This is a genomic window from Phycisphaerae bacterium (genome assembly GCA_017999985.1).
Classification (GTDB): domain Bacteria; phylum Planctomycetota; class Phycisphaerae; order UBA1845; family Fen-1342; genus JAGNKU01.
Window position 1 is genome coordinate 152,990 of the sequence record JAGNKU010000009.1, and the last position, 25,369, is coordinate 178,358.

Below are 25,369 nucleotides of genomic sequence, written 5' to 3' on the forward strand. Positions count from 1 at the left end.
ACTGGATCGGCCGCTGTCCGCAGGCGGCCCAACAAGGAGCACAACATGTTCTGGATCGCATTCTTTGCCCTGCTCGCCGCGCTGTTCGGCGGCTTCATCAGTTTCGCGTAACAACCTGTTGTCGTGCCGTCGTCTCGGCGTTGGCCGTGGCGACCACCCTCCGGACAGCTCTCCTCCCATGAATGGGGCCTGCTTTCGCACTGACCGCGAAAGCAGGCCCGTTCTTAGGGAGTCCAGCTCCGCACGTCGGAAGAGTTCAGCAGGCCGCCCAGCCGCAGGCCTGGTTCGAGCACTTCCGACAGCCTTCCTGCAACATCAACGGGCTGCCGCACTCGGGGCACATGACCTTGTAGTGCGTCGCCGCGTCGTGCCGATGCGTGACGGTACCCAGCACCGCCGTGATGTCCGAAGCCGTTAACGCGCGCCGCTCGCTCGCCGTTGCTGCCGCGACCGGCGCCGCTGCGGTCACGGTCGCCTCCGTCCAGACGGCCTGCTCGGCCACGTACTCGGTTGTCGCCTCCTCGAGCTCTGCAATCGCGAGGGCCGTCTCCAGCGCCTGGTACCCGTCTCCGTGGCCGTTCCCGCTGTTGCCATTGCCGCCGTGAATGGCTTGCGGCGGGGCCGCGCGGGTCGAGCGCTGTGCCGCGCGCGCGGCCAGCACGTCGATCGGCCGATCGACACTCAGCGGTGCCGCGCGGACGCCGGCTTTGGGCGCATTGCCGAGGTCGGGCGTCACCGGCCGATCCACCGGCGTGGTTTGCGGGTGATGCGGGGGCGGGTTCGGGTTATCGAGCTCGCGGAGGTCGATCTCGCCCAGCAGCAGGCTGCGGAGGCCGAAGCGCTCCTTGGCCCGCAGGTACTTCTTGATCGCGCAGGCCAGCCCGTCGGGCAGGGACATGATGCGGCCGCTGCGGGTCGGGATTTGCAGCGAAGAGCCGATGCCCTCCCACTGCTTGATCAGCGGGCGGATGCCGCCGCCGGCCCGCAGCCAGAGCGACGCCGTTCGGCAGATGGCCTCGAGGTCGCTGTTGGCGACATCGCCGCCCTTGCCGAGCTGGGCGAAGATCTCGATCTCGCGGTTCGTGCACGGATCAACGGTGATCTTGACGTGCATGTTGCCGAAGGGCGTCATCTGGCGGATGCGCAGGCCGGACACGATCTCGGGCAGATCCATGGGCTCGATCGGCGGCGGCACGGCCAGCGGCTTGCCGGAATCGCTGGCTGCCGCCGGCGCGGGGGCCGGAGACGGCGCAGTGCGCACCGGGACGGTTGCCGGTTCGCGCGCCGCGGCGCTGGCGGACGGCGCCGCGCCCGTCGCATCTTCCTCCTCTGCGTTATCCTGGGCCGGCGCCGCATGGCCCGCACAATCCTCCTGCGGCTTGAGCGACATCGGCTGCTGGGCGCGGCACTGATCGCGGTAGACCGTCACGCCTTTGCAGCGCAGGCCGTACGCCAGGCTGTAGATCTGCTCGACGTCCGCGCGTGTGGCGTCCTTCGGGAAGTTGATCGTCTTGCTGATCGACGAATCGCAGTGCCGCTGGAAACCGGCCTGCATGCGCATGTGCCATTCGGGCGTGATGTCGTGCGCGCAGACGAAGACGCGTTTCACGTCCTCCGGCACCTCGTCGATGTGGGCCAGCGTGCCTTCGCGCGCGATCCGCTCCAGCAGCGCATCGCTCAGGAACCCGCGCCGCTGCGCGACCTCGCGGAACGTCCCATTCACCTCGACCAGCGGCTTGTCACCCTGCACCTGGCCGCGCAGCACGTTGCGAATGAACGCCAGCGAGAACATCGGCTCGATGCCGCCGGAGCAGTCCGCGATGATGCTGATCGTGCCGGTGGGCGCGACGGTCGTGACCGCGGCGTTGCGCATCACGCGGTTGTGCTGCATGTGCCAGATGCTGCCCTTCCAGTTCGGGAAGCAGCCGCGCTCGCGGGCGAGCTCCTCGCTGCAGCGATGGGCCTCGTCATTCAGGAACTTCATGAAACGCTCGCCCCAGGCGACACCCTCATCGCTGTTGTACGCTACGCCCAGCTTGAACAGCGCGTCGGCGAAGCCCATGACGCCGAGGCCGATCTTGCGGTTATCGTGGCAGATCCGCTCGATTTCGGGCAGCGGATAGTTGTTCGCGTCGATGACGTTGTCCAGGAAGCGCGTCGCGACGTGGATGTCCGCGCGCATCGCGTCCCAGTCCACGTCCGCCTCGGGCGTGCACGCGCTGCGCACGTACTTGCCCAGGTTGATGCTGCCGAGGTTGCAGGCCTCGTACGGCAACAGCGGCTGCTCGCCGCAGGGGTTCGTCGCCTCGATGCGCCCCAGCGCCGGCGTAGGGTTGTGCTCGTTGATGCGATCGATGAACACCACGCCCGGCTCGCCGGTCTGCCACGCGTTGTGGACGATGATGTTCCAGATGTCGCGCTTCGTGTAGACGCGGTCGCGCAGTGCCTCGGGCAACGGGCCGGTCAGCCGCGGCGAGCGATAGTAAGTCTCGCGTGTGTTCGGCGGTACCGGCTCGACGCAGTCCACCTCGGTCAGGTCACGCACCGTGTACTGCCAGATCTCCACGTCGCGCGGGATCACGAAGGCCTTGCCGTTGCGCGGGTTGCGCACGACGTGCGGCGAGTCGGCGTCCGCCAGGAACTCGTCCATCCAGGCGTCCGTCACCTTCACCGAGATGTTGTAGTTGGTGAACTGATTCAAATCCTGCTTCGCGTGCAGGAACTTCAGGATGTCGGGGTGATGGATGTACATCATCCCCATGTTCGCCCCGCGACGGAACGCACCCTGCTGGATCGCGTTCGTCGCCTCGCTGAAGGCGCGCCAGAAGCTGATCGGGCCGCTGGTCGTGCCGCCGCTGGACTTGATGAAGTCACCCGTCGGCCGCAGCTCGTCAAACGCGAAACCGGTCCCACCACCGGCCTTCTGAATCAGCGCGGTGTGCTTGATGCTGTTGAAAATGTCCACGATGGAATCGCGGACCGGCAGCACGAAGCACGCCGACAGCATGCCCATCTCGCGCCCCGCGTTCATCAGCGTGGGCGAGTTTGGCATGAAGCCGCCGCCAGTCATCAGCTTGTAGAAGCGGTCCTCCCAGCGGCGGCGGTCGATCTCCGTCGCGCCGTAGAGCGTCTCGACATTGGCGATGGTCCGCGCGACGCGGTGAAACAACTCGCCGGGCCCCTCCACGCAACGCCCGGACTCGTCCTTTTTGAGGTAACGGGCCTCGAGCACCTTGCGCGCATTTTCCGTCAGATCGGGCTCATCCATGAAGGGCGCATTGGCGCAGTCCACAACTGCCATCCTAGAACTCCTGTTTCCGGGATGCGACGTTTATCTCTAGTGCCAATCAGGACCGACGTGCCGGCGAATGGAACAGCGACGCCGAATCGATGCCCCACCCAGGTCGGACCGAGATGGCCACATCTAGGGGGCAACCATTAATATAGCCCAAGATGTTGTGGCCGTCAAAGGCATTCGTGTTGAGAATTTGATTTCTCTTAAATCGAGTATATACAATGGGTTGTGGTTTTGTGTCGCCGAGACGCTACGGGCTGTGCAGAAGCGGCGACAACGCCGGTTTCTCATCACATTTCGCTAACATTACGCAAACAAACCGTCCCCCTCCCCACCCTGAAGAGTCCCAAGTCTCGGGCTCCAAAGGGCCTTCGCGTTCGAACGCCCTACTCGGGGAAGAGATCACCGCAGTCTTCGGTGTACCCGCAGTTCGGACACGTCACCTTGCACTGCCGCGCGGTCATGGCGGCTCCGCAGATCGGGCACCCGCCGGGCGGGCGGCGGACCGGCTCGACCGGCCTCTCAGGAGCCGGCTCTGGGCCGGGCTCCGGCGGCTTCTGTCCGTCCGGCGTCGCACTCGCGATCATCGCTCCGTCTCCGCGTCGAGGGCCAGTTGGGTCAGCAGGGCTACCCCCAGCGGCAGCACAGCCTCGTCAATGTCGAAGAGGGCGTGGTGGTGCGGGTACTTGCACCCCTTGGCTTCGTTTCGCGCTCCGAGGAACAGAAACGCGCCCGGGACTTGCTGCAAATAGTAGGCAAAATCCTCGCCGCCACCTTGCGCGGGCAAGGTGAGTAACTGGTCTTCCGTGAACCCCAGTCGGCGAGCCGTCGCCAGTGCCCGTTCCACCGCCCCCGCATCGTTCACCAGGACGGGATAGCCCTCCTCGACTGTCGCCTCGGCCGTCGCGCCGTACGCGCCGGCGATCCCTTGGGCGAGCTCGCCGATCCGCCGGACGATTGTCGCCCGCGTCGCCATGTTCAACGTGCGCACGGTCCCGGCAAGTTCGGCGGTCTCAGGAATGATGTTGGTCGCCGACCCGGCCTGGACGCGGGTGACGGAAACGACCGCACTGTCGGTCATGGCAATGTTACGGCTGACGACCGTCTGGAGCGCGACGACCAGTTGGGCCGCAACGACGACGGGATCGACGCACTGGTGGGGCATGGCCGCGTGGCCACCCCTGCCGCGGACGGTTATCCGCAGGGGGTTGGTGCTGGACATGAACGGGCCGACCCGCGTGCCCAGCGTCCCGAGCGGCATCTCCGACCAGACGTGTAGACCGAAAATGCGCTGCACGTCGGCGAGCACGCCACCCGCAACCAGCAACTCCGCTCCGCCACCGCCTTCCTCCGCCGGCTGGAAGATCAGCCGGACGGATTGGCGGAGGTCCGCCTTCCGCTCGGCGAGCATCCGTGCGACGCCGAGCAACATGGCCATATGGGCATCGTGCCCGCAGGCGTGCATGACGCCGGCGTTCTGCGACGTGTAAGCGGCCCCGGTCAGCTCGGTGATCGGCAGGCCGTCCATGTCGGCCCGGAGCGCAACGAATGGCCGGCCGGGCACGACAAGGTCGGCGCTCAGGCCGCAGGTGCCGCCGATACGCTCGCGCGGCTCGCAGCCCAGCTTGCGCAGCTCCTCCGCAATGAACGCGGCGGTCTGCTCCTCCTGTCCGCTCAGCTCGGGATGTGCATGAAAGTGTCGTCGCCACGCCGTGAGCTGCTCCGCAAGCTGCCCCGCAGCGGCCCGTGTGGTGGACGGAGAGTCGTCTCGCATGGTGCCGCTATCATAAGCGCGTCGCTGGCGAATGTCCGCGCGGCGCGGAGGAAGGCGGTGGCCACTGCGCTGCCTCAGAATTGCCCCCACCACGGGTGGTGCGGGCGTCTTGCCCGTCCGCACGACGGGCGGGACGCCCGTACCACCCCTCCAAGCGGTAACTTTCGAGGCGGCAGCACGCCGGCACTGCTCCAGAGCAGTGGCACGGCGACGGGTGCGCCGACACAATACCGTCCATGATCGCAGCGGAACCACGCCGGCGGCCGCGGATTCGGTTCATCAATCCGAATTCGCCGCTGTCGAACATCACGATGCCGGACGTGATCCGGAACATGACTTCGCCGCTGGGGCGCTATACGCCGGCAGCGCTGCGGCGCGTGCAGTTCACGCGTAAGGCGCTGTTCGCGCCGACCGGGCTGATGATCGCCGCCGCCGTCGTGCCGCCGCATTGGGACGTCGAGCTGGTCGACGAATGCACACTCGACCGGCCGCACCAGCCGCGGGCGGACGTGGACCTCGTCGGCATCTCGGCCATGACCACGCAGGCCCGGCGGGCATACACCATCGCGGATGAGTACCGCCGACTCGGCGTGACCGTCGTCATGGGCGGCATCCACCCCAGCGCCCTGCCCGACGAAGCGTTGCAGCACTGCGACGCCGTGTGCCAGGGTGACGCGGAATCGACGCTGCCGCACCTGCTGGCGGACTACGAAGAGAAGCTGTCAGCTTCCAGCAGTCAGCGATCAGCCGGAAAAGACACGGGCCTGCGGCGCGTCTATGACTGGGCGGCGTTCGAGACCGCGCCCATCGCGACGCCGCGCAAGGACATCATCAACTCCGCCGACTACCTGGTCGCGAACCCGATTCAGACGACGCGCGGCTGTCCGCACAACTGCAATTTCTGCACGACGCCGGCGGTGTTCGGCCGCAAGTTCCGCCAGCGCGCGGTCGCGGACATCGTGGAGGAGATTCGCGCGGCGCACGAGCGGCACCACGCGTGGTGCTACATCTTTGCGGACGACAATTTCGCCGGGAACCAGCAATGGGCGCTGGAGCTGTGCGAAGCGCTGCGGCCACTCAAGGTCGCGTGGGCGACGCAGTGCGATGTGCTCATCAGCAAGAACGAGCGCCTGATGCGCGCCATGCGCGAGAGCGGCTGTGTCGGCCTGATCCTCGGCCTGGAAAGCCCGAAGCAGGACACGCTGGCGGAAGCCGGCAAGAAGTTCGTCCGCAGCGATTCGTACGAGTGGCGGATCCGGAAGATCCAGAGCTTCGACATCGGGCTGTGGGGGGCGTTCATCTTCGGCTTCGACCACGACACCTGGCAGGACTGCATGTTCGCCTGCCGGTTCGCGCAACGCATGAACCTGGCGATGAGCTGCTATCCGATCCTCACGCCCTACCCGGGCACCGAGTTCTTCCGCCAGTTCGAGCGCGAGGGGCGCTTGCGCACGCGCGACTGGGAGAAGTACAACGGTGCAACGGTGGTTTTCGAGCCACGGCAGATGACGGTGAAGCAGCTCCGGCACGCACAGATGGCGGCGTTCGCGGAGTTCTTCGCGCCGCGGTCGGCGCTGCGGCGGCTGGGGGCGTGGCCGCTCAAGGGGCGGTCGTGGGTCGCGAACCTCGCGATCTGGAAGGGTATTCGCTACTACTACGCGAAGAAACGCCGGCACGTGCCACTCTTCCGGGATTTCCTCAACCCCGACGCGCCGGCGTGGAACTACGCGGACGATGCCTGGACGCACGAACGCGCCGAAGCGGATGTGCGCTGCGCGGAAGTCGCACGTCTGGCCGGCGTCGTCCGCGCGGCGAGCGATCCGCTGGTGCAGGCCGCGCTGGCGCTGACCGCGCCCGACAGCCCGGGCGCCACCGAGAGGTGAGCTGTGAAAGCCCATCGTCAGGAACTGTGGTTCGAGACGCCAACACGCCGGGCGTTCATCAACATCACGTCGCAGATCGAGGACGCGGTCCGCGCGAGCGGCGTTCAGGAGGGCCTCTGCCTCGTGAATGCGATGCACATCACCGCCAGCGTGTTCATCAACGACGATGAGCCCGGCCTGCACCGCGACTACGACGCGTGGCTGGAGCAACTCGCGCCGCACGAGCCCACCGCGCGCTACCAGCACAACCGCACCGGCGAAGACAACGGCGACGCGCACCTCAAGCGGCAGATCATGGGCCGCGAGGTCGTCGTCGCCATCACGGGCGGCCGATTGGATTTCGGACCCTGGGAGCAGATCTTCTACGGCGAGTTTGACGGGCGCCGCCGAAAACGCGTGCTGGTCAAAGTGATCGGAACGTGACTTGGCCGAGTGGTCGGCCCTGGCGCGCTCCCGGAGGCACACCGGAGATTGCGGCCCTCGAACGTCCGAGAACGATGGCCCGCCAGACACTGGGGGACATAACTTCATTATCAAGAGCCATTTACCTGGCGGTCGAATCCGGCGCGGCGGTGCAAAAAAGCGTTGACCTCCGCGCGCCGGTTCGCATATACTCAGCGTGGAGGAGTGAGTGAAGGGAAAAGAGGAGCGCAAGCACTTCCCACCACCTCACTTTCCAGGCCGTCGGATTCGTCTAGCCCGACGCAGCCGCGCTGGCGGCAAAGAGTCGCCCTGAGAGGCAATCGACGCAACACGTCTGATCGCCGTCTTCCAGGCGAACCAACAAGCGGCCATAGACGATCGCGACGCGGGCGACCTGAGGAGTGATCGCCGCGGCAGGCCTGAATTTGTGGAAGAGGAGGTCTTGGGTCGGTCCCGGGCCGAATCGGCAATCTCACGTCACGTTTCTTAGGAGAAGGAGAAAGGGATGAAACGAACTTTGGTTGTGTTGGCAGTAATGGCACTGGTGGTGCCGGCACTGGCAGGCACGCTGACGGCCGACCCGGGCCGTCCGCTGTACGCCGGTGGTCAGCAGGCAACGTCGCGCGGGATCACGGTGTATGACAACACCGTCAATGGCCCCACCGGTGCGTTTTCGCAGTTGCCGGGCGCCATTATCGGCGATGAGCTGATCCTGCTGCAGGGCGGCATTCTCGATGACCTGTCGTTTGCGATCTACAACAGCAGCTCCGCCACGACGATCATGGACTCGCTCGACGTTGACATCAATATTTACAACTACGATGCCGACACCGGCAGCTTCGTCTTTGCGGGCATGGTTCAGTTCCCCGGCCTGACGCCGGGGCTGTTCCCGGGTTATTTCACCACGTACTATGCGGATGGCCTGGCGACCGAGAACATCGTCATCACCGATGACATCCTCATCACGATTGAGATGTACAACACGCAAGCGGGCGTCCGCCCCGGTCAGGTGATGTACGACCCGCCAGTCGTCGGCATGAGCAGCAACGATTTCTACCTTGACAACACGCCTGCCGGCGGGACGAACGTCGGCTGGTACTGGTTCGGCGGCAGCCCGGTTGCCAACTTCTACTGGGGCGTGAGCGTGGTTCCTGAGCCCGCTTCACTCGCCCTGCTGGCCCTCGGCGGCCTCGCGCTGCTCCGTCGGCGCTAATCGCAGCATAGTCTGACGCTCATTGCTTCCTCACCCCCGGCGGGTCTCTCACCCCGCCGGGGTTCTTTTTGGGCGCCGCGCGTCGCGCACATGCGGACACCCGCCCAACCCTGCACACCCGTCAGTACCCCCGTGCGAAAACCGCAAGTGGTTGTTCAACGCCGGGCGAGACCCGCAAACGCCGCGCTGGCCGCGATGCACGGCAGCTCCTGGCCCGCGTAGCCGCTGACATCGAGCGGAAACAAGGGCTGTCCGTCCGGCGTAGTCAGGGTACCCCCGGACGCGTACAGCAGCGCCCATCCGGCCGCGACGTCCCACAGCCGCGGATTGTCGGCCAGGGCGGCGTCGAGCTCCCCGGTCGCGACCAGCAGCAGATGCAGGGCCGTCGAACCTAGGCTGCGACAGACATAGCGGTCGAGCCAGTCGTGGGCAATCGAAGCCACGACGCCGGGGCTGGAGGGAATCGCGACGACCGGCTTGGGGTTGAAGCCCGCGGGGCGGGCCGCGGCGGGGCCGCGCGCCGGCTGCGGCTGACCGTCCACCAGCAGGGCGCCCGGATGCGTGGCAGAATATAGTCGATCGTGCTCCGGGACGCAGATCGCCCCGCAGATCGGCCGGCCATCCAGCATAGCCGCCACGCAGCACGCATACAGCGGGATGCCGCGCACGAAATTGCGCGTACCGTCGATCGGATCGATGACCCAGCACACCCGGTCGGCGGTCGGCGGGGGCGGCACGGCGGCGCCATCCGGCAGGCGCAGGGTCTCCTCGGCGATGAACGCATCGTGCGGCCGATGGGTGCGAATCACACTCACCACCGCGACCTGCGCGGCCTCGTCAGCGTCGCTGACCTCGCTGCGGTCGGCCTTCAGGCGCACCCCGCAGTCGGTGCGGAACGCACGCCGGGCGACTTCCCCGCCGGCGCGGGCGGCCTGCTCGGCGATATGCCGTAGCGCCAGCCGTTCCGCGGGCGCGCGGGACTGGGGAGGGACCGGCGGCATCAGGGCTTCCCTTTGCCGCTCTTCCTGCGGGGATCGTCGCTCTTGGCGAGCTCGTCGGCCTTCTTCTGCAGTTGCTCGGCCTGGGCCGCGACGTGCTTGAAAAACCGACTGATGATTCCGCCGCGCGGCGGGCGCGGGCCCTCGCGCTCGCGGCGGGCCTTCTCCTCGGCGATCTGTTTGCGGATGATCAGCGACTCGCCGATGCCGAAGACGGTGGTGGCGAGCCAGTAGAGATTCAGGCCCGAGGGCATCTTGTAGAACAGAAGCGGCATGAGGATCGCCATCATGTAGGCCATGATCTGCTGCTGGCGGAGCTGGTCCTCGGGCGACATCCCGGACTTGGGCTTGCTGCCCGCGGCGGCCTGCTGGCGAGCGGCGTCCAGCTTGGCCTTCATGTGCGGCTTGGGCATGTACTTCTGCTGGAGCCACATGCCCAGGCCCATGACGATCGGCAGGAGGTTGAGCGAGACGATGTTGGAGAACACGCTGCCCAGCAGCGGGATCTGGCCGAGGATCGGGATGGTCACTGGCGGGTTGAACGTCAGGAACGCGTCGGGCGCCGACAGGTCCACGATCCACCAGCCGTCGAACGGCGCGTGCCGCAGGTTCACGTTGGTGTTCAGGGCCGTCCAGAGCGCCACCAGAATCGGCATCTGGATGAACAGGGGCAGGAACGACACCATGCTGGCGGCCGGGTTCACGCCCTCCTCGCCCCAGACCTTCATCATTTCCTGGTTCAGCCGGACCTTGTCATTGGCGTAGCGCTCCTTGATGGCGTCCATCTTCGGCTGGATGCGCGCCATCGACTCCTGCATGCGGAACATCGACTTCTGCTGCCAAACGCTCAGCGGATGCAGCAGCCCGCGAATGATTACGACCAGGATCATGATCACGACGCCGTAGTTCCGCACGAGCAGATGGATCTTCTCCATCAGCCAGACCATCAGCTCTTCAAGCCACAGGAACGTGCAGAAGCAACGGGTGTCGGCCGACTGCGCGAGCTGGTAGTACAGCTTCGTCTTGTCGGCGTAGACCGGGTTCACCTGCTCGAGGTGCTCGGCATCCTTGGGGCCGGCGTAGATCTCGAATGGGAAACGCAACACACCGCCGGGCGTCACGACCATGGGTCTCGTCGCCAGCCGCGCGACGAGGTCTCCGCGGGCCAGCAGGTCGGCGGGATCCGTGAGCAGGTCAGGGGCGGCCACCTGGCCTGTCGCAGCGATTACGTAGTCCTGCGCCGCGCCCGTCAGGGGCAGCGGCCGGGTGAAGACGGCGAAGTACTTGTTGGCCAGGGCCGTCCACAGCAGCGGACCCTTCTCGGGCGCGACCAGGCGCACCGGCTCGCCCCGCTGCGTCGCCTTCTGCAGGTCGCTGTAAACGTAGCCGCGCCCGAGCTGGATGCCGCTGGTCGTCATCTGGGCCCCCAGCAGGCGGCGCATGTCGTACTGCTGATTCTCCTGCCGAATCCCCAGCGGCCCGTCCTGCTCGACGGTCAGCTTCAGCGGGCTGCCGCCGGCGTTCTCAATCTGCAGTTCGAGGTCGATGACCGGCTTGTTCGGATGCAGCGTGTACGTCTTCGTCAGGCGCAACAGCTCGCCGCCCGGCGCGCCGCTGCCCAGCGTCGTCGCGAACACGGCGCGCCGCGGCGACTGTTCAATCACGGTCCACACGACATCGGCCAGGCTCCAATGCCGCGCGTATTCCTCGATCCAGATCCGCGCGGTCGCGAAGGAATAGTGCATCCGCGTGCCGTCGTCGAGCGGCGCGAGCAACTGGTACGGGGCCTCTTCGTCCGGCTTCGTGCGATGGACGAAACGGCCCTTCTTGTTCCGGGCGAAGAACTCCAGCGTGGCCAGCCCCGCGCTGCGCGGATTGAGCGTGATCCGCAAGGCATCGCCGGTTTCGCCGCCGAGCGTCAGCGGCGTGGTGTCCGCGTTGGATGTGAACGCGAGCTCGGCCCGCGGCGCCGTCGCCGGCGCAGGGCCCGGGGCCGGCTGGGCACCTTCCGGAGCCTCGGCAAGAACCGGCCCGCTCGCGGGCGCAGCCGTCTCGGGCTGCGTCGTGGCGACCTGCGCCGGTTGTTGTCGCGGCGGAAAGAACCTGTTGACGAGGTAGTTGTATGCCAACAGCACCGCCATTGCGATGAACATGGCCATCATGATGCGGCGCGTATCAGATTGCATGGCTACCGGCTGCGGCGGCGTGCCCCGGACCCGGAGCGCGGCGCGTATTCGTCGTTGATCTTGATCACTCGGCCGGTCCGTGCCGAACGCCGCACCGCGTCCAGCACACGCATCAGCCGTAACGTCTCACGCGGTTCGATCGCGGGCCGGGCCCGGCCGGCGAGCACCGCACGGAGATTTTGATACAGGATGTCCCAGTCCGGGCGCGCATTCCTGATCGGCCGTACGATCGCACGCCCGCGGCCGTTGTGCGAGTACAAGGAACTGCGTTTTTCCTCATACCGGAACCCGGCGTCCCGGCCATTCACCGCCCAGTCCACCTGGATGGGCACGTGCGCGTTCTGCGAGTACTCGACCTGCGCGACCACCCCGTCCGTCGTCCGCAGGATCGCCAGGAACTGGTCGTCCGCGTCCCGCGTCCAGCGCCGGCCGCGCAGATCGCCGAAAACCGTCTCGATCCGGCCCGGCAGGAGCTGGAGCAATTGGTCGAAATAGTGCGCTCCGAAGTCGAGCAGCGTGCCGCCACCGTAGGCCGCCTCGCTCCGCCAGCCCGGACGATAGCTCCTGGCACCGAACGTCCGCATGATGTCCGTAAAGCCCCACCGCACCACGCGGATGTCGCACAGCGGGCCCAGCCGGCCCGACGCCACCACGTCGCGGACGGTCCGGAAGTCTGAGTCCCCCCGGCGGTTCTGAAACGCCATCAGCGCGCGGCCCGCGCGCCGGGCGGCGGCGAACATGCGCCGCGCCTCGGCCTCGGTCCGGGCCAGCGGCTTCTCGCACAAGACGTGCTTGCCGGCACGTAACGCGGCCACGGTCGGACGCTCATGCGCATGCGAGGGCGTTGCCACGACGACCAGGTCGAGCCGGTCATCCGACAGGAACTCGGCCAGGTCGGCGTACGCCCGGCAGCCGTACTCCCGCTCGGCCAGCCGGCGCTGGGCCGGCGTGATGTCACACACGCTGTGCAGGGCAAACCCGGGCAGCCGGCGCGCGCGGTCGGCGTGCCAGACGCCCATCGCCCCCAAACCCACGATGCCCACACGGATCGCCACTGCCGTACTCACCAAGCCCCGAACCGGGAGCCTCCCCCGCGCATCCCGGCCGGAATCGAGGCATTGTAGGGCGTCGGGCGGGTTCTGCAACGCGCGCGTTTGCATCGCCGTGCAGGGCTGGGCACAATGGCGGTCTTGACGCGATCCCGGAGAGGCGTGCGATGCACTGGCGAAACTACTTCATCCCCACCACCAAGGAAACCCCCAAGGACGCGACCGCCGCGTCGCACATCCTCATGCTGCGGGCCGGGCTCGTGCGGCAACTGGCGGCCGGCGTCTACACCTACCTGCCGCTGGGATTCCGGGTGCTGCGCAAGGTCGAGGCAATCGTGCGCGCCGAAATGGACCGGGCCGGGGCCATCGAGCTGCGCATGCCCGCGCTCACGCCGTGGTCGCTCTGGGAGGAGACCGGCCGCAGCCAGACGATGGGCGACGTCCTGCTCCGCATCGCCGGGGCGCCGAATGACTGGCGCTCGGGGCTCGTGCTGGGGCCGACGCACGAGGAGATCATCACCGAGATTGCCCGCGCCTACCTGAAGAGCTACAAGCAGCTTCCGGTCAACCTCTACCAGATCCAGCTCAAATTCCGCGGCGAGGCCCGGCCGAAGAGCGGCGTGCTGCGGACGCGCGAGTTCCTGATGAAGGACGCATACTCGTTCCACTTCGACAAGCCGTCGCTGGATCGCGAGTACGAGAACATGTACGCCGCCTACTGCCGCGTGTTCGGCCGGTCGGGGCTGCCGTACACCGCGGTCGAGGCCGAGAGCGGGGCCATGGGCGGCGACTCGTCGCACGAGTTCATGGTCCTCACCGACGCCGGCGAAGACCAGGTGGCCATCAGTGAGAATCGCGATTATGCCGCGAACCTGGAGCGCGCCACGGCGGCGGCCCCGGGGCCGGCCCCGGACGTGCCGCTGCGCGGCGTGTCGGAGGTGCACACGCCCGGCGCCGGCCGCATCGATGACGTCTGCGCGGTCCTCGGCACGCAGCCGCGCGAAATGATCAAGACACTGATCTATACGTCGGTGGTGGAGCCGGGATCCAGGGAGCGCCCACAGCGCGTCGTCGCTCTCGTCCGCGGCGATCACGAAATCAATGAGCACAAGCTGGGCAAAGCCGCCGGCCTGCCACTGGTGCTGGCGGAGCCGGGGGTCATCGAGGAAGTGACCGGGGCGGTCGTGGGTTTCGCCGGCCCGCAGGGCATCGTCGACCGCGTGGACAAGCTGCTCATCGATCGCGACGTGGCGGTCATGCGCAACGCCGCCACCGGCGCGAACAAGAGCGACTATCACGTCGTCGGCGTGAACCCGGGTCGCGACTTCCCGCTCAGCGGCAACAAGGTCACGGTGGCCGATCTCCGGAGCGTGGTCGATGGCGACCTGTCGCCGACCGGCAGCGGCAGCCCGCTCCACCTGCGCACCGCGATCGAAATCGGCCACGTGTTCAAGCTCGGCACGAAATACAGCGACGCGATGGGCGCGACGTACCTCGACCAGAACGGCAAGGCCCAGCCGCTGATCATGGGCTGCTACGGCATCGGGCTCAACCGCATCATGGCGGCGGCGGTCGAAGCCCATCACGACGCCGACGGCATCATCTGGCCGATGTCAATCGCCCCGTTCGAAGTCCTGGTGATCAACCTCGATCCGAAGGACGAGGCGGCCATGCAGGTCGGCACGCGGATCCACGACCAGCTCGCGGCCGCCGGGATCGACGTCCTGTTCGACGATCGCGACGAGCGCGCCGGCTTCAAGTTCAAGGACGCCGACCTGATCGGCGTGCCGCTACGCATCGTCGTGGGCAAGAAGAGCCTGGCGGCGGGTGGCGTCGAGGTAAGCACGCGCGGCGTCGAGGGCAAAACCGTCATGGCACCGGCGGCCGCGGTTGAGCACGTCGTCGCGCGCGTGCGGGCCGAGTTGGCCCGGCTGGCCTCGTAGCGGCCGGCGCCGCGCCGACATCACGTCCACTGGGGTGCGCGAGGTCGAACCATGCGTATCCGCTGGAAGCTGTTGCTGCTCCTGCTGGGCATCGCGCTGATTCCGCTCGGCGTGACCGGCTGGCTGGAGAACCGCGCGCTCGAGCGCATGGGGCACGAGCTCGGCGCGCAGACCCGAGATGCGCTCATCGACCGCGCCGGCCGCCAGTTGGCACAACTGGCCGGCGAATACGGCACGCTCGTCCGGCGCGAGCGCGAGACCATTCAGGTCGCACTCCAGGCCCAAGCCCGCGAAGTGGAGCACTGCCTCGCCATGCCTGTGCCCGTGCCCGCGCCGCGCGTGCTCTGGGCGGCCGATTACGAGACCGACACGCCTCCGGCCGGGGCCACGCGCTCCGAGAAGCTCCTTCGCCCGACCCCCGACGGCCGCCAGGAACCCATGCTCGTCACGCTCGACGAGCCCGCCCTGTACTTGGCACCCGGCGTGACGCGGGCGGCCGTGGCGGACGACGTCGCGCGGCTCGCCAGTCTGCGCGCGGGGTACCAGTTCCTCCGCCAGGGCCACCCCAAGCTGATCTGCTGGCAATACACGACCCTCGCGAGTGGCGTGCACTCGGCGTACCCCGGTCACGGCGAGTATCCAGTCGATTTCGACCCGCGCCAGCGGCCGTGGTACCGCCGTGCGGTCGAGCAGGGCGATCTGACCTGGAATCCCCCCCTGATCGACGCCTCGACGCGCGAGGTCATGATCGCCGTGACGATGCCCGTGCGCGACCCCGCCGGCAGAATCGTCGGCGTGACCGGCATCGACATGATGCTGCGCGACCTGTTCCAGGGCGTGCAGGTGCCGGTCGCGTGGTCACGCGACGCCCACACGCTGATCATCACCGCCAGGGACGCGCCGCGCGCTGACCACCCCGGCCTGCTGGTCATCGGGGAAAAGACGTACCTGGCCGCCGGGCAGCACTGGGATGTGCCGATCGAGGTGGACTGGCTGGAGTCCGGCGATACGGTGCAGTTGCAGCAACTGGCGGACGACGTACGCGCCCGGCGTCCGGGGCTGCGTGAAATGCCCTACGACGGGCGCAACAGCCTGTGGGCCTACGGGGCTGCCGACGCCCAAAACGCCTGCGTCCTGCTGGTCGTGCCCTATGACGAGCTCGTCGCGCAGGCCGCCACGGCGGAGAACCAAGTTTTGCAGCGCACGCAGCATCAATTGCGCCTGACCGGCATCACGGTCGTCGTAGTCGCAGTCCTGGTCTTCCTGGTGGCGTTCTTCGGCTCCCGCACCGTCACGCGGCCGATCGCGGAGCTGGCGGAGGTGGCCCACCGCGTGGCCCGCGGCGATCTCGCGGTGCGCACCCACATCCGCACCCGCGACGAGCTGGGCGAGCTCGGGCGCACCGTGAACCGCATGATTCCGCAGCTCGCGGACCGCATGCGCATGCGCCACTCGCTCGCGCTGGCGATGGAAGTGCAGCAACGCCTGCTGCCGGAGTCGGCCCCGCACATCGAGGGCCTCGACGTCGCCGGGCGCAGCATCTACTGCGACGAGACCGGCGGCGATTACTACGACTTCCTGCAGCTCGACGCGATGGGGCCGCGGCAGCTCGGCGTCACCGTCGGCGATGTCACGGGCCACGGCATCGCCGCCGCGCTGCTGATGGCCACCGGCCGGGCGCTCCTGCGCAGCCGGCTGCATATCCCGGGCAATCTCGCCCAGGTCATCACCGACATCAACCGGCAACTGTCAGCGGATACCGACGCCGGCCGCTTCATGACGCTCGTCTACGTGCTGATCGACACGGCCGCGCGCACGCTGCGCTGGGTCTCCGGCGGACACGATGCGCCGCTCACGTACGACCCCACGACGGGCCAGTTCGGCGAGCTCGGGGGCGGCGGACTACCGCTGGGAATCGAGGCCCATTGGCAGTACGAAGAATACAGTGCGCCGCTGCTGCCCGCCGGCGCAGTCATCGTCCTCGGCACGGACGGGATCTGGGAGGCCCGCAGCCCGTCCGGCGAGATGTTCGGCAAGGACCGGCTCCGCGAGGTCATGCGCGCCAACGCGCAGCGCAGCGCCGACGACATCAGCGCCGCAATCACGACCGCGGTCGCCGCCTTCCGCGCCGGCGCCGCGCAAGAAGACGACATCACACTCGTCGTCGTGAAGATCCTCCCGTAGGGTGGGCACCACCCACCTCCCCGGGGAGAGCGAAGCCCTTGCTGAGCCGCGCACATGGGAACGCAGGCCCCGTCGGGGGAGTTGAGCCGAGACGGCCGGCTCTGGCTGACTGCTGACCGGTGACCACTGATAGCTGGATCCGAGGGCGACGCTCCCGCCGATTCGCGCGCGGCATCATCACACGCCCAACATCCCCGCCAACGGCGTCACCCGCCAAATCACCTGCCCCACCAGATTCGCATACACCCCCGCAATCAGGTCATCGGTCAGAATACCCCACCCCGCCGGCAGCGCCTCCGCCTGGCGCGCGGGCGGCGGCTTCACCACGTCAAACACGCGAAACAGCAGGAACTGGCCGACCAGCACGCCCGCCACTGCCCATCCGCCGGACGCGTACGTCAGCGGCAGCATCAACATCCCGACCCACTGCCCGGCGAACTCGTCCAGCACGAACGGCTTCGGGTCGCTCCGCCCGAAACGCGCAATCGCCCAACCCCCCCACCGCACCGACATCCAGCTCGCCGCCACGATGCCGGCGAGCGTCACCACTTCCAGCGCGCCGCGGGGCGCCGTAGTCGCAACCGCCGCCAGCCACAGCACGGCGAACGCCAGCGTCGCCACCAGCGAGCCCCACGTCCCGGGCGCAAGCGGCATGAACCCGCTCCCCAGCACGGTGATGCATGTCGTCTTGAGCGGATCGCCCCGGCCCGTCACGCGGGTCCTCCCGGCGGCGGTTCGGATGGCTGTGGTTTGGCGTCTTCCGGCAGCGGCGTCCCGCCGAGTGCCGCGCTGGTGAGCAGGAAGGACCGGGCGCGGTGGACGTAGGAAATCGCCGACAAAGCCGTCACGGCCACGGTGAGCCAGACGCACGCCGTCCGCACCGGCTGTAGCGCATCGAGCTGCCAGGCGAGCTGGCCGAGGATGAAGCACACGGTAGCCGATTGGATGAACATCTTGACCTTGCCGAACCACGACGCGCCGAACTCCTGCCCGGTCGATTCCGCGTGCGAACGGACGGCCGAGACGAGCAGCTCGCGGGTCAGGATCACGACGACCATCCAGGGCTGCACATCGGTGATGTTGACATTGGCGCGGCTGTCCCAGAAGTGCCGGCTGGCAAACAGGACAAAAGCGCCGCAGACCATAACCTTGTCGACGACGGGGTCGAGGATGCGGCCGAACGAGGTAACCGACTTCAGCATGCGGGCCAGCAGCCCGTCGACGATGTCGGTCAGCGCCGCAACCAGGAAGATCCAGAATGAGACATGCAGCAGCCAGCGCAGGTTGTCGATGCGTGCCGCATCGAAGCAGGAGAGCAGCGCGAAGAACACGACCGCCAGGCCCAGCCGGGCAAGCGTGATCTGGTTGGGGATGTTGATGGTCATCGACTCTGCCTGCCGCCTCGCCCCGCGACGACAACTCGACTGACGATCAGAGGTCCGCAGGGCGCATCAGCAGGCGCTGCGGCGGTCACGGATTCTCAAGGCGTGCAGCGCCGGATGGCCCGCAGTGGTTGCGAACCACGCCCGCCGCGCACCCGCACGTCCGCCATCACGCCCCGGCCGCGTTACGGGCCTGGTCGAGGGCGATGATCACGAACGCGCCCAGGAAATTGAGGATCTCATAGATAATGAAGAACCACCAGAATGGCATTATCGGGCTCCCGATTCCGAATTCGCCTGCCCAGCGGACATTACGCATGATTAAGCGTATCGCCCGCCGCACTCGCCGCAAAGACCTGCCCGGCGGAAACCTGCCCGGACCGCCGACGGGGGCCGTGCGTCACGGCCGCCAGACCAAGGCCGAATTTTGCGGTTCTGCGGCCGGCGGCCACCCGCTATTATACGGTGGAAGCTGAGTCTTGTGTGCAGCGGCGGGGGAACGGAGTGAGGGCGCACGCCATGTCCGCAGTCCATCGCCACGGCGTACTTGTGAAACTGTCGATCCTGCTGACCGCGCTGGGTTTCGTCCAGACCGCAGCGGCCCAGGAGCGCCCGATGCCGGCGGGTACGCCCCTGCCGGATTATGCCCAAGTCCGGCCGACGGACGGCGGCGCCGGATTGGCCCTGCGCGCGGGCCTCGTGGACAACAACCTGCCCAACATCATGCTCACGGGCTACTGGCCGCCGACCAACGAGATGCTCCGTCGCTTCAGCCCCAGCCTGACCCAGAACCCGGAGGGCTGGATCGGCGAGAACTGGGAAGGGCGCGGCTACAACATCTATGCCTTCTTCCCCGAGTTCCCCAATGGGATGGGCAAGGGCGAGGGCGACTTCGAGGTCGATTACCAGGACACGTCCGCGGACTTCTGGTACTACACCGCCGCGCTGCAGCCCATCGCGGTGATGACGTACGGCCGCGCTGCCGATGACACGACCTGGCAGGTGGAAATGCGGCAGCGCAACCTCCCCTGGCACATGTGGCTCGACGACTACCTGGCCCCGGTGAAACCAACGCCGGCGCCGCCCGACAGTTCCGCCCCGCCCAGCTATGTGCGCTATTCCAGTCTCCCGGTTGACGACATCGCGGCTGCGGTGAACGCCGCCAACCTGGGGATCACCGCCTACGTCGACACCGTGGATTTCTGCGGCGAGTTTCTGTGTGAGTACGTGGCGTATCACGGCGTGTGGTACCACGGGCTGCATATGGACCCGCTCGATCCGGCGTCGGTCTGGGCCGCCGGGCACATCCACGTCGGCGGGCTGGTCAGCCTGGCCGGCGCGACCGAGGCCGCGAAAATCAGTCTGCGGCAGACGATCGCGTCGATTGACTGGCAGCGCTACCTGCCAGGCGATCTGAATTGCGACCTGATGGCGGATTTTGGAGACATCAACCCGTTCGTGCTGCGGTTGAGCAACCCCGACGCGTACCAGGCCCTGTACCCGCGCTGCCTGAACGCCAACGGCGACATCAACGCGGATGGCGCCGTCAACTTCGGCGACATCAACCCGTTCGTGACGCTGCTCACAAACCCGTAACGCGGCCCCAATTGCGGCACCGCCCACGGGTCATCATCCAGCTGAGCGCCGACGGCAGACGTGCGAAAACGTCTCGTCGAGCGTGATCCGCGCTACTTCTCCTTCCCCCAGAGCTGCGCCAGCTCGATCAGCACCTTCACCGACGTCTCCATCTCCTCCAGGCACGCGAACTCCAGCGGCGAATGGAAGTTGTGCATGCCCGTCGAGATGTTCGGCGTCGGCAGGCCCATTTCGCTGAGCCGTGAGCCGTCCGTGCCGCCGCGGATCGACGCGTACTTCGGCTCGATGCCGAGCTTGCGATACGCCTCGGCCGCCAGCGTGACCGCGCGCGGCTCCTTCTCCAGGTGCTCGATCATGTTCCGGTACTGCTTCGTGACGTTCACATCAATCTTGGCTCGCGGGTGCTCGGCGGCCACCGACGCGGCAATCGTCCGCACCAGTTCGGCCTGCTGCGCCAGCTCCGCGGTCACGAAGCTGCGCAGCAGGATCTTGATTTTCACTTCCGGCACGCCGCCTTCGATCACGTACGGATGCAGGAAGCCGTCGCGCTTCTCGGTCGTCTCCGGCGCCAAGCGGTGCCACGGCAGCCGCGTGATGAACTGGCCGGCCAGCCGGATCGCGTTCACCATCTTGCCCGTCGCCAGCCCGGGGTGAATGTTCACGCCGGTGATCGTCACCGTCGCCAGATCGGCGGAGAAAGTCTCATTCTCCAGCTCGCCGGAAGCTTCGCCGTCGAGCGTATACGCGGCCGTCGCGTTGATCTTGCCGATGTCGACCTTGTCGGTCCCGCGGCCGACTTCCTCGTCGACGGTGAAGACCACGCGGATCGGGCCGTGCTTCAGCGCGGGCTTGCTCTGCAACTCGGCGGCAGCGGTCATGATCACGGCGATGCCGGCCTTGTCGTCCGCGCCCAGCAGCGTCGTGCCGTCCGACGTGATGATCGTTTTGCCCTTGAGCGCGGCCAGGCCCGGCGTCTCGTTGACCTTGATCACCTTCGACGGATCCCCCGCCAGCACGATGTCCTGCCCGTTGTAGTTCTTATGGAGCGTCGGCTTGACATTCTTGCCGCTGGCCTCCGGCGACGTGTCCTGGTGCGCGAGCCAGGCGATCGTCGGCGCGCCCGGCACGTTGCCCGGAATCGTGCCCATGACGATGCCGTGCTCGCTGACGTTCACGTCCGTGAGCTTCAGCGCCCGCAGCTCATCGGCCAGCATCCGGCCCAGCTCGAGCTGCCCGGGCGAGCTCGGCGCCTTGTCCGTGTCCTCGACCGCGGTGGTCTCAACCTTCACGTAGCGGCAAAAGCGATCCAGCAACGTATCCACAACACGCCTCCGTCAGCGTCTTCCCAAGAGCCCGTGACCCGCGCGGGGCACGCCCCAATTACCCGGGTGGTACGGGCATCTTGCCCGTCGCCGTGGCGGGCGGGACGCCCGCACCACCCTCCCAAAGGCACCGCCTCCCCACGGCGGTGCCGTAGTCTGCACCGGCGCCACGCCGGTCGCAAGCGCCGGCCGCAACGGCCTACGGCATCCCGGCCTTCTTACTCTTGTCGGGGTACGGCGGCGGCGACGGCAGCTCAAACGGCTGCTCCGCAATCCGCTTCATCACGTTCTCGATCGCCGCGTCGAGCTGCGCGTCCTTGCCCTGCAGCACGTCGCCCGGCATGTTTTGCACCTCGATGTCCGGGACCACGCCCGTGCCCTCGATCAACCACTGGCGGTCGAGGCCGTACAGGCCGAATTGGGGCGGGGTGACCGTGCCGCCGTCCACCAGGTCCTGGTGCGGCTCGATGCCGATCGCGCCGCCCCAGGTCCGCATCCCGATCACCGGCGCCAGCTTGCGGATCTTGATGGCCTCCGCAAAGAACTCGCCGTTCGAGCCCGTGTCCTCGTTGATCAGCACGGCCCAGTGCCCGGCGAAGACGCACTCCGGCGTCGGCAGCGGCTTGCCTTCGCGCGGCTTCGTGACGCTCCACATCTGGCGCTCCAGTCGGTCGATGATCATGTCCGCCGTGAAGCCGCCGCCGTTGTAGCGCTCGTCGACGATGATGCCCTGCTTGTAGTGCTGCGGATACCAGGCCTTCGCAAACTCGATGCAGCCGGCGGCGCCCATGTCCGGAAGATGGAGGTAGCCGACCTGCCCCTTGGTCTTCTCGGCCACGTATGCCCGGTTCCGCGCCACCCACTCGCGGTAGCGGATCGTCGACTCGCCGGCGATCGTCCGCACGCGATAGGTCTTGGCCCCGTCCGGCGACGGCTGGTCGTTGTACGTCAGCGTCACGACCGTGTCGGCCTTGTTCTGCAGATGCTTGTAGACCTCCGCGTCCGTGGTCACCGTCACGCCGTCGATCGCGATCAGGTAATTCCCGGCCTTGATCGGGCACCCCGGCTCGTCCAGCGGCGAGCGCCCGTCCGGATCGCCCGGCGTGCCCGGGATGATCCGGCTGATCTTGTAGTACTTCGCGCCGGGCTCGAGCGCGAACTCCGCGCCCAGCATGCCCGTCGAGACGCGCCGGCCGCGCGAAGCAATGTCGCCGCCCGACACGTACGTGTGCCCGATGTTCAGTTCGCCGAGCATCTCCCCGATCAGGTAATTCAAATCGCTGCGGTCGCCGCAAAACGGCACGAACTTGCCGTACTGCGCCCGCATCGCCGCCCAGTCCACGCCGTGCATGTTCGGGTCGTAGAACCAGTCGCGCTGAATGCGCCAGGCCTCGTTGAAGATCTGCGTGAATTCCGCGATGCGGTCGATTTCGAGCCGCACCGCGCCGAGATTGACGCGCCCGTCACCGACATTCGCCGACGCGCCCGCATCCACGACGCCGTACGTGCTGCCCGCGCGATAAATGAGCTTCTTGCGGTCGGCGGACAGGTGGTAGTTGGCGATGCCAGCCAGGACCCGCTTCGGCTCCTTCTTCTCCAAGTCATAGTGGTGCAGGTCCAGGCTGCCGCCCGTGTGGTCCGTCACTACCTGGTACTTCTCAAACTCGTTCTCGGTCTTGGCCAGGTAGAGGAAACCCTTCTCCGTCGCTTCGAGCCGGAAATAGTTGCCCGCCGGCACGTTCTCCGCCACCAGGATCCGGCGCTCCAAACCTTCCAGATCGATCTTTGTCTTCTTCTCGTCGCCGTTCTTCTGGTCCGGCTTGTCCTTCTTCTTGTCTTGGTCGCCCTTCTCCTGCGGCTCGTCGCGCTGCGGTTCCGCGCCGGCTTCCGGCTCGGCCTTCTTCTCCGCCTCCTTCACTTCCTCGGCGGAGTCCTTGGGCGCGAACGGCGACGGCGTGTCCGCCGCCAGCAACACGATGTACGGCTGCGCCATCTCCAGGAACACGTGGTTCTGATCCACGAACCCCATCACCGGGTTGAACGTCCGGTTCGACAGGAAATACAGGTATTTCCCGTCCGGCGAAAACGACGGGCTCCAGTCCTCGGTCTGATCGTCCGTCAGGCGATACGACTTCTTCTCCTCCAGCGAATACAGGAAGATGGCGTCGAACATCGACTGCTCCATCTTCGTGTACGCGATCCACCGGCTGTCCGGCGACCAGACGTAATCCTGAATGCCCCAGCGCTCCCAGGCGTCGTCGTAGTCGCTCTGGTCCAGCACGGTCCGTGTGCCGCTCTCGACCTCCACCAGGTTCAGCTTCATGAACTTGTCGGAGAACAGCAGGTACTTGCTGTCCGGCGACCAGACCAGGTGCATCCGGAAGCCCAGCCCGCCCTGCGTGAGCTGCCGCCACTCCTTTTCCCCCTTCTGATCGACCAGGTAGATCTCCTCTTCACCGGTCTTGTCGGAGATGAACGCGATCCAGCGGCCATCCGGCGACCACGCCGTGTTCTTCTCGCGCGAACCCGACGCGCGGGTCAGGTTGATCGGCTCACCATCCTTCGCGGGCAGATTCAGAATCTCGCCCCGCGCTTCGATCAACACACGCACGCCCGTCGGCGACAGGCCGAACGAGCCCCTCGTCGGCTCGACACGCTCGAAGGCCGGCCGCACCGCGATGAGATCGCTTGGAATCTCGACCGGCACCGCATGCGACTTGCCCGTCGCGAGGTCGAGCAGATGCAGCGTCTCGCCGTACTGATACACGATGTGCTTCGGACCGAGCGACGGGTACTTCACGTCGTAGTCCTGGTACGCCGTCAGCGGCGTCACCTGCTTGGTCTTGACGTCGTACTTGTACAGGTTCAGCGTCCCGAACTGCCGGTCCGACACGAAGTAGATGGCGTCGCCGTGCCACATCGGGTAGTTGTCGCTGCCGACCCAGTCGGTAATCTTCTGATAGTCGCGCTTCTCCAGGCTCCCCATCCAGAGATCCTGCGCATCGCCGCCCACGTGCCGCTTCCACGTCGCCGACTCGCGCGAGATGCGGTTGTACGCGATCATCTTCCCGTCCGGTGACACGGTCGTCAGGCCGGCCCGATCCACCGGCAGCCGCTCCGGCGGGCCGCCCTCGACCGACACGCGATAGACCTCCTCGCCGCGGAACGGATACTCGCGGACCGCGCGGAACAGGATCCACTTGCCGTCCGGCCACCACCCCAGCACGCGGTCCATCGACGGGTGGTACGTCAGCCGCCGCGGCACGCCGCCCCTCGCGTCCATCACGTACACGTCCGTCCCGCCGTCATACTGAGCGGTGAACGCGAGCAGGCTCCCGTCCGGCGAGAACCGGGCCCACGTCTCCGTACCCGGGTCATTGGTGATCCGCCGGGCCGTGCCGCCCGTGATCGGGACGAGCCAGAGGTCGTCTTCGTACGTAAAGACGATCTGGTCGCTGGAGACGTTGGCGATACGCATCAGGTGGCTTTCGGCGGAGGCGCCAGCGGCCAGCGTCGCCGCCGCCAGGAACAGCGCGAGTCGCAGAGTTCGGGTGCGCATGCTGGGTTCTCCTTTCTGTCTCACGGGCCGGGCGCGGCGAGTTCAGCCCGCCACGCCGGCAACGAAGGTTGCGTCCGGGACGGGACCGCCTGGCCATCCCGCGCCCCACCCGGTCCGAGCGGACCCCCGGGGGGCGGTGAAAGCGGTATCGTAACTCGACGTCCCCGCGCTGGGAAACCACCTCTGACAACTATCAACGGCATGGCAACCCTGGAATTGAGGCCGGAAGCGGCGACTCATGAAGAAATTTCGCCTGCGGCGCGTTGCGCCGGGTCCGCGCCGGCGACTATAGGAAAGTCGGCGCTCCGTGGTGGAGCCTGTCATCTGGTTGCTCCGGCCCGGGTGGATGACAGGCCCCCGGAGCGGCCGCGAGACATCGGTGCGGAGCCTCCTGCCGATGTGCTCCGGCGCGCAGAACCCGGTGCCATGTCACGTGCAGGCGTGGGGGACCACGTCGACGCGGGGCTGGCACCGGGTCTGCGGCCGCACCTGTGGGGATCAGCAGCGCATTACCAGAACAGCCCAACGGTGCGCAGCTTCAGCCACGCTGTGCTTACGGGCG

Annotated in this window: 16 protein-coding genes; 6 read left to right on the plus strand and 10 right to left on the minus strand. The window is 67.1% G+C overall.

Translation table 11 applies throughout. The features are described 5' to 3' along the window. Window positions 1–256 precede the first annotated feature (256 nt). The 3 genes from KA383_13585 to KA383_13595 form a co-directional block, all read right to left on the minus strand. Complete coding sequence (locus KA383_13585; protein MBP7747149.1) at window positions 257–3,301, minus strand: adenosylcobalamin-dependent ribonucleoside-diphosphate reductase; 3,045 nt, start codon at window positions 3,299–3,301, stop codon at window positions 257–259. A gap of 380 nt (window positions 3,302–3,681) precedes the next feature. Further along, complete coding sequence (locus tag KA383_13590; protein ID MBP7747150.1) at window positions 3,682–3,882, minus strand: hypothetical protein; 201 nt, start codon at window positions 3,880–3,882, stop codon at window positions 3,682–3,684. Further along, window positions 3,879–5,069 (minus strand): amidohydrolase, encoded by a 1,191-nt coding sequence (locus KA383_13595; protein MBP7747151.1) that lies wholly within the window; start codon window positions 5,067–5,069, stop codon window positions 3,879–3,881. The genes KA383_13590 and KA383_13595 overlap by 4 nt, the downstream gene beginning before the upstream one ends. Window positions 5,070–5,305: 236 nt before the next feature. Between KA383_13595 and KA383_13600 the strand changes: the two genes are divergently transcribed. From KA383_13600 to KA383_13610, 3 genes are all read left to right on the plus strand, one after another. Next, window positions 5,306–6,952, plus strand: a complete 1,647-nt coding sequence (locus tag KA383_13600; GenBank protein MBP7747152.1) for a B12-binding domain-containing radical SAM protein — start codon at window positions 5,306–5,308, stop codon at window positions 6,950–6,952. 3 nt (window positions 6,953–6,955) lie between these two features. Beyond that, entirely contained in the window at window positions 6,956–7,375 is a 420-nt protein-coding gene (locus KA383_13605; protein MBP7747153.1) for a secondary thiamine-phosphate synthase enzyme YjbQ, read from the plus strand. A 505-nt stretch (window positions 7,376–7,880) separates the two neighbouring features. Further along, complete coding sequence (locus KA383_13610) at window positions 7,881–8,588, plus strand: PEP-CTERM sorting domain-containing protein (protein MBP7747154.1); 708 nt, start codon at window positions 7,881–7,883, stop codon at window positions 8,586–8,588. Between the two features lie 155 nt (window positions 8,589–8,743). Here the strand turns inward: KA383_13610 and KA383_13615 are convergent, their stop codons facing one another. The 3 genes from KA383_13615 to KA383_13625 are packed head-to-tail and all read right to left on the minus strand — an operon-like array spanning window position 8,744 to window position 12,827. Further along, the gene (locus tag KA383_13615; GenBank protein ID MBP7747155.1) at window positions 8,744–9,589 is read right to left on the minus strand and encodes a hypothetical protein; all 846 of its coding nucleotides are present in this window, start codon (window positions 9,587–9,589) and stop codon (window positions 8,744–8,746) included. Continuing rightward, complete coding sequence (locus KA383_13620) at window positions 9,589–11,772, minus strand: YidC/Oxa1 family insertase periplasmic-domain containing protein (protein ID MBP7747156.1); 2,184 nt, start codon at window positions 11,770–11,772, stop codon at window positions 9,589–9,591. Before KA383_13620 ends, KA383_13615 begins: the two co-directional genes overlap by 1 nt. 2 nt (window positions 11,773–11,774) lie before the next feature. Further along, a complete protein-coding gene (locus KA383_13625) occupies window positions 11,775–12,827 on the minus strand; it encodes a Gfo/Idh/MocA family oxidoreductase (protein ID MBP7747157.1) in 1,053 nt (350 codons plus the stop codon). 161 nt (window positions 12,828–12,988) lie between these two features. Between KA383_13625 and KA383_13630 the strand changes: the two genes are divergently transcribed. Both KA383_13630 and KA383_13635 read left to right on the plus strand, forming a co-directional pair. Next, a complete protein-coding gene (locus KA383_13630) occupies window positions 12,989–14,764 on the plus strand; it encodes a proline--tRNA ligase (GenBank protein MBP7747158.1) in 1,776 nt (591 codons plus the stop codon). 51 nt (window positions 14,765–14,815) lie between these two features. After that, window positions 14,816–16,948 carry a SpoIIE family protein phosphatase gene (locus tag KA383_13635; protein MBP7747159.1) on the plus strand — a complete coding sequence of 711 codons (2,133 nt, stop codon included), beginning with the start codon at window positions 14,816–14,818 and terminating at the stop codon, window positions 16,946–16,948. Between the two features lie 177 nt (window positions 16,949–17,125). Here the strand turns inward: KA383_13635 and KA383_13640 are convergent, their stop codons facing one another. Both KA383_13640 and pgsA read right to left on the minus strand, forming a co-directional pair. Then, window positions 17,126–17,602, minus strand: a complete 477-nt coding sequence (locus tag KA383_13640; GenBank protein MBP7747160.1) for a phosphatidylglycerophosphatase A — start codon at window positions 17,600–17,602, stop codon at window positions 17,126–17,128. Window positions 17,603–17,658: 56 nt separating this feature from the next. Continuing rightward, on the minus strand, window positions 17,659–18,333 hold the full coding sequence (pgsA, locus tag KA383_13645) for a CDP-diacylglycerol--glycerol-3-phosphate 3-phosphatidyltransferase (protein MBP7747161.1): 675 nt from the start codon (window positions 18,331–18,333) through the stop codon (window positions 17,659–17,661). Window positions 18,334–18,849: 516 nt separating this feature from the next. Here pgsA and KA383_13650 point away from each other — a divergent pair. Continuing rightward, a complete protein-coding gene (locus KA383_13650; GenBank protein MBP7747162.1) occupies window positions 18,850–19,926 on the plus strand; it encodes a hypothetical protein in 1,077 nt (358 codons plus the stop codon). A gap of 92 nt (window positions 19,927–20,018) precedes the next feature. Here KA383_13650 and pepT read toward each other — a convergent pair whose 3' ends face one another. Together pepT and KA383_13660 are read right to left on the minus strand one after the other, a co-directional pair. Further along, window positions 20,019–21,248: a peptidase T gene (gene pepT, locus KA383_13655; GenBank protein ID MBP7747163.1), complete on the minus strand. Its 1,230-nt coding sequence runs from the start codon at window positions 21,246–21,248 to the stop codon at window positions 20,019–20,021. A gap of 199 nt (window positions 21,249–21,447) precedes the next feature. Beyond that, window positions 21,448–24,807, minus strand: coding sequence for a PD40 domain-containing protein (locus KA383_13660; GenBank protein ID MBP7747164.1), 3,360 nt, complete (start codon window positions 24,805–24,807; stop codon window positions 21,448–21,450). Window positions 24,808–25,369 lie beyond the last annotated feature (562 nt).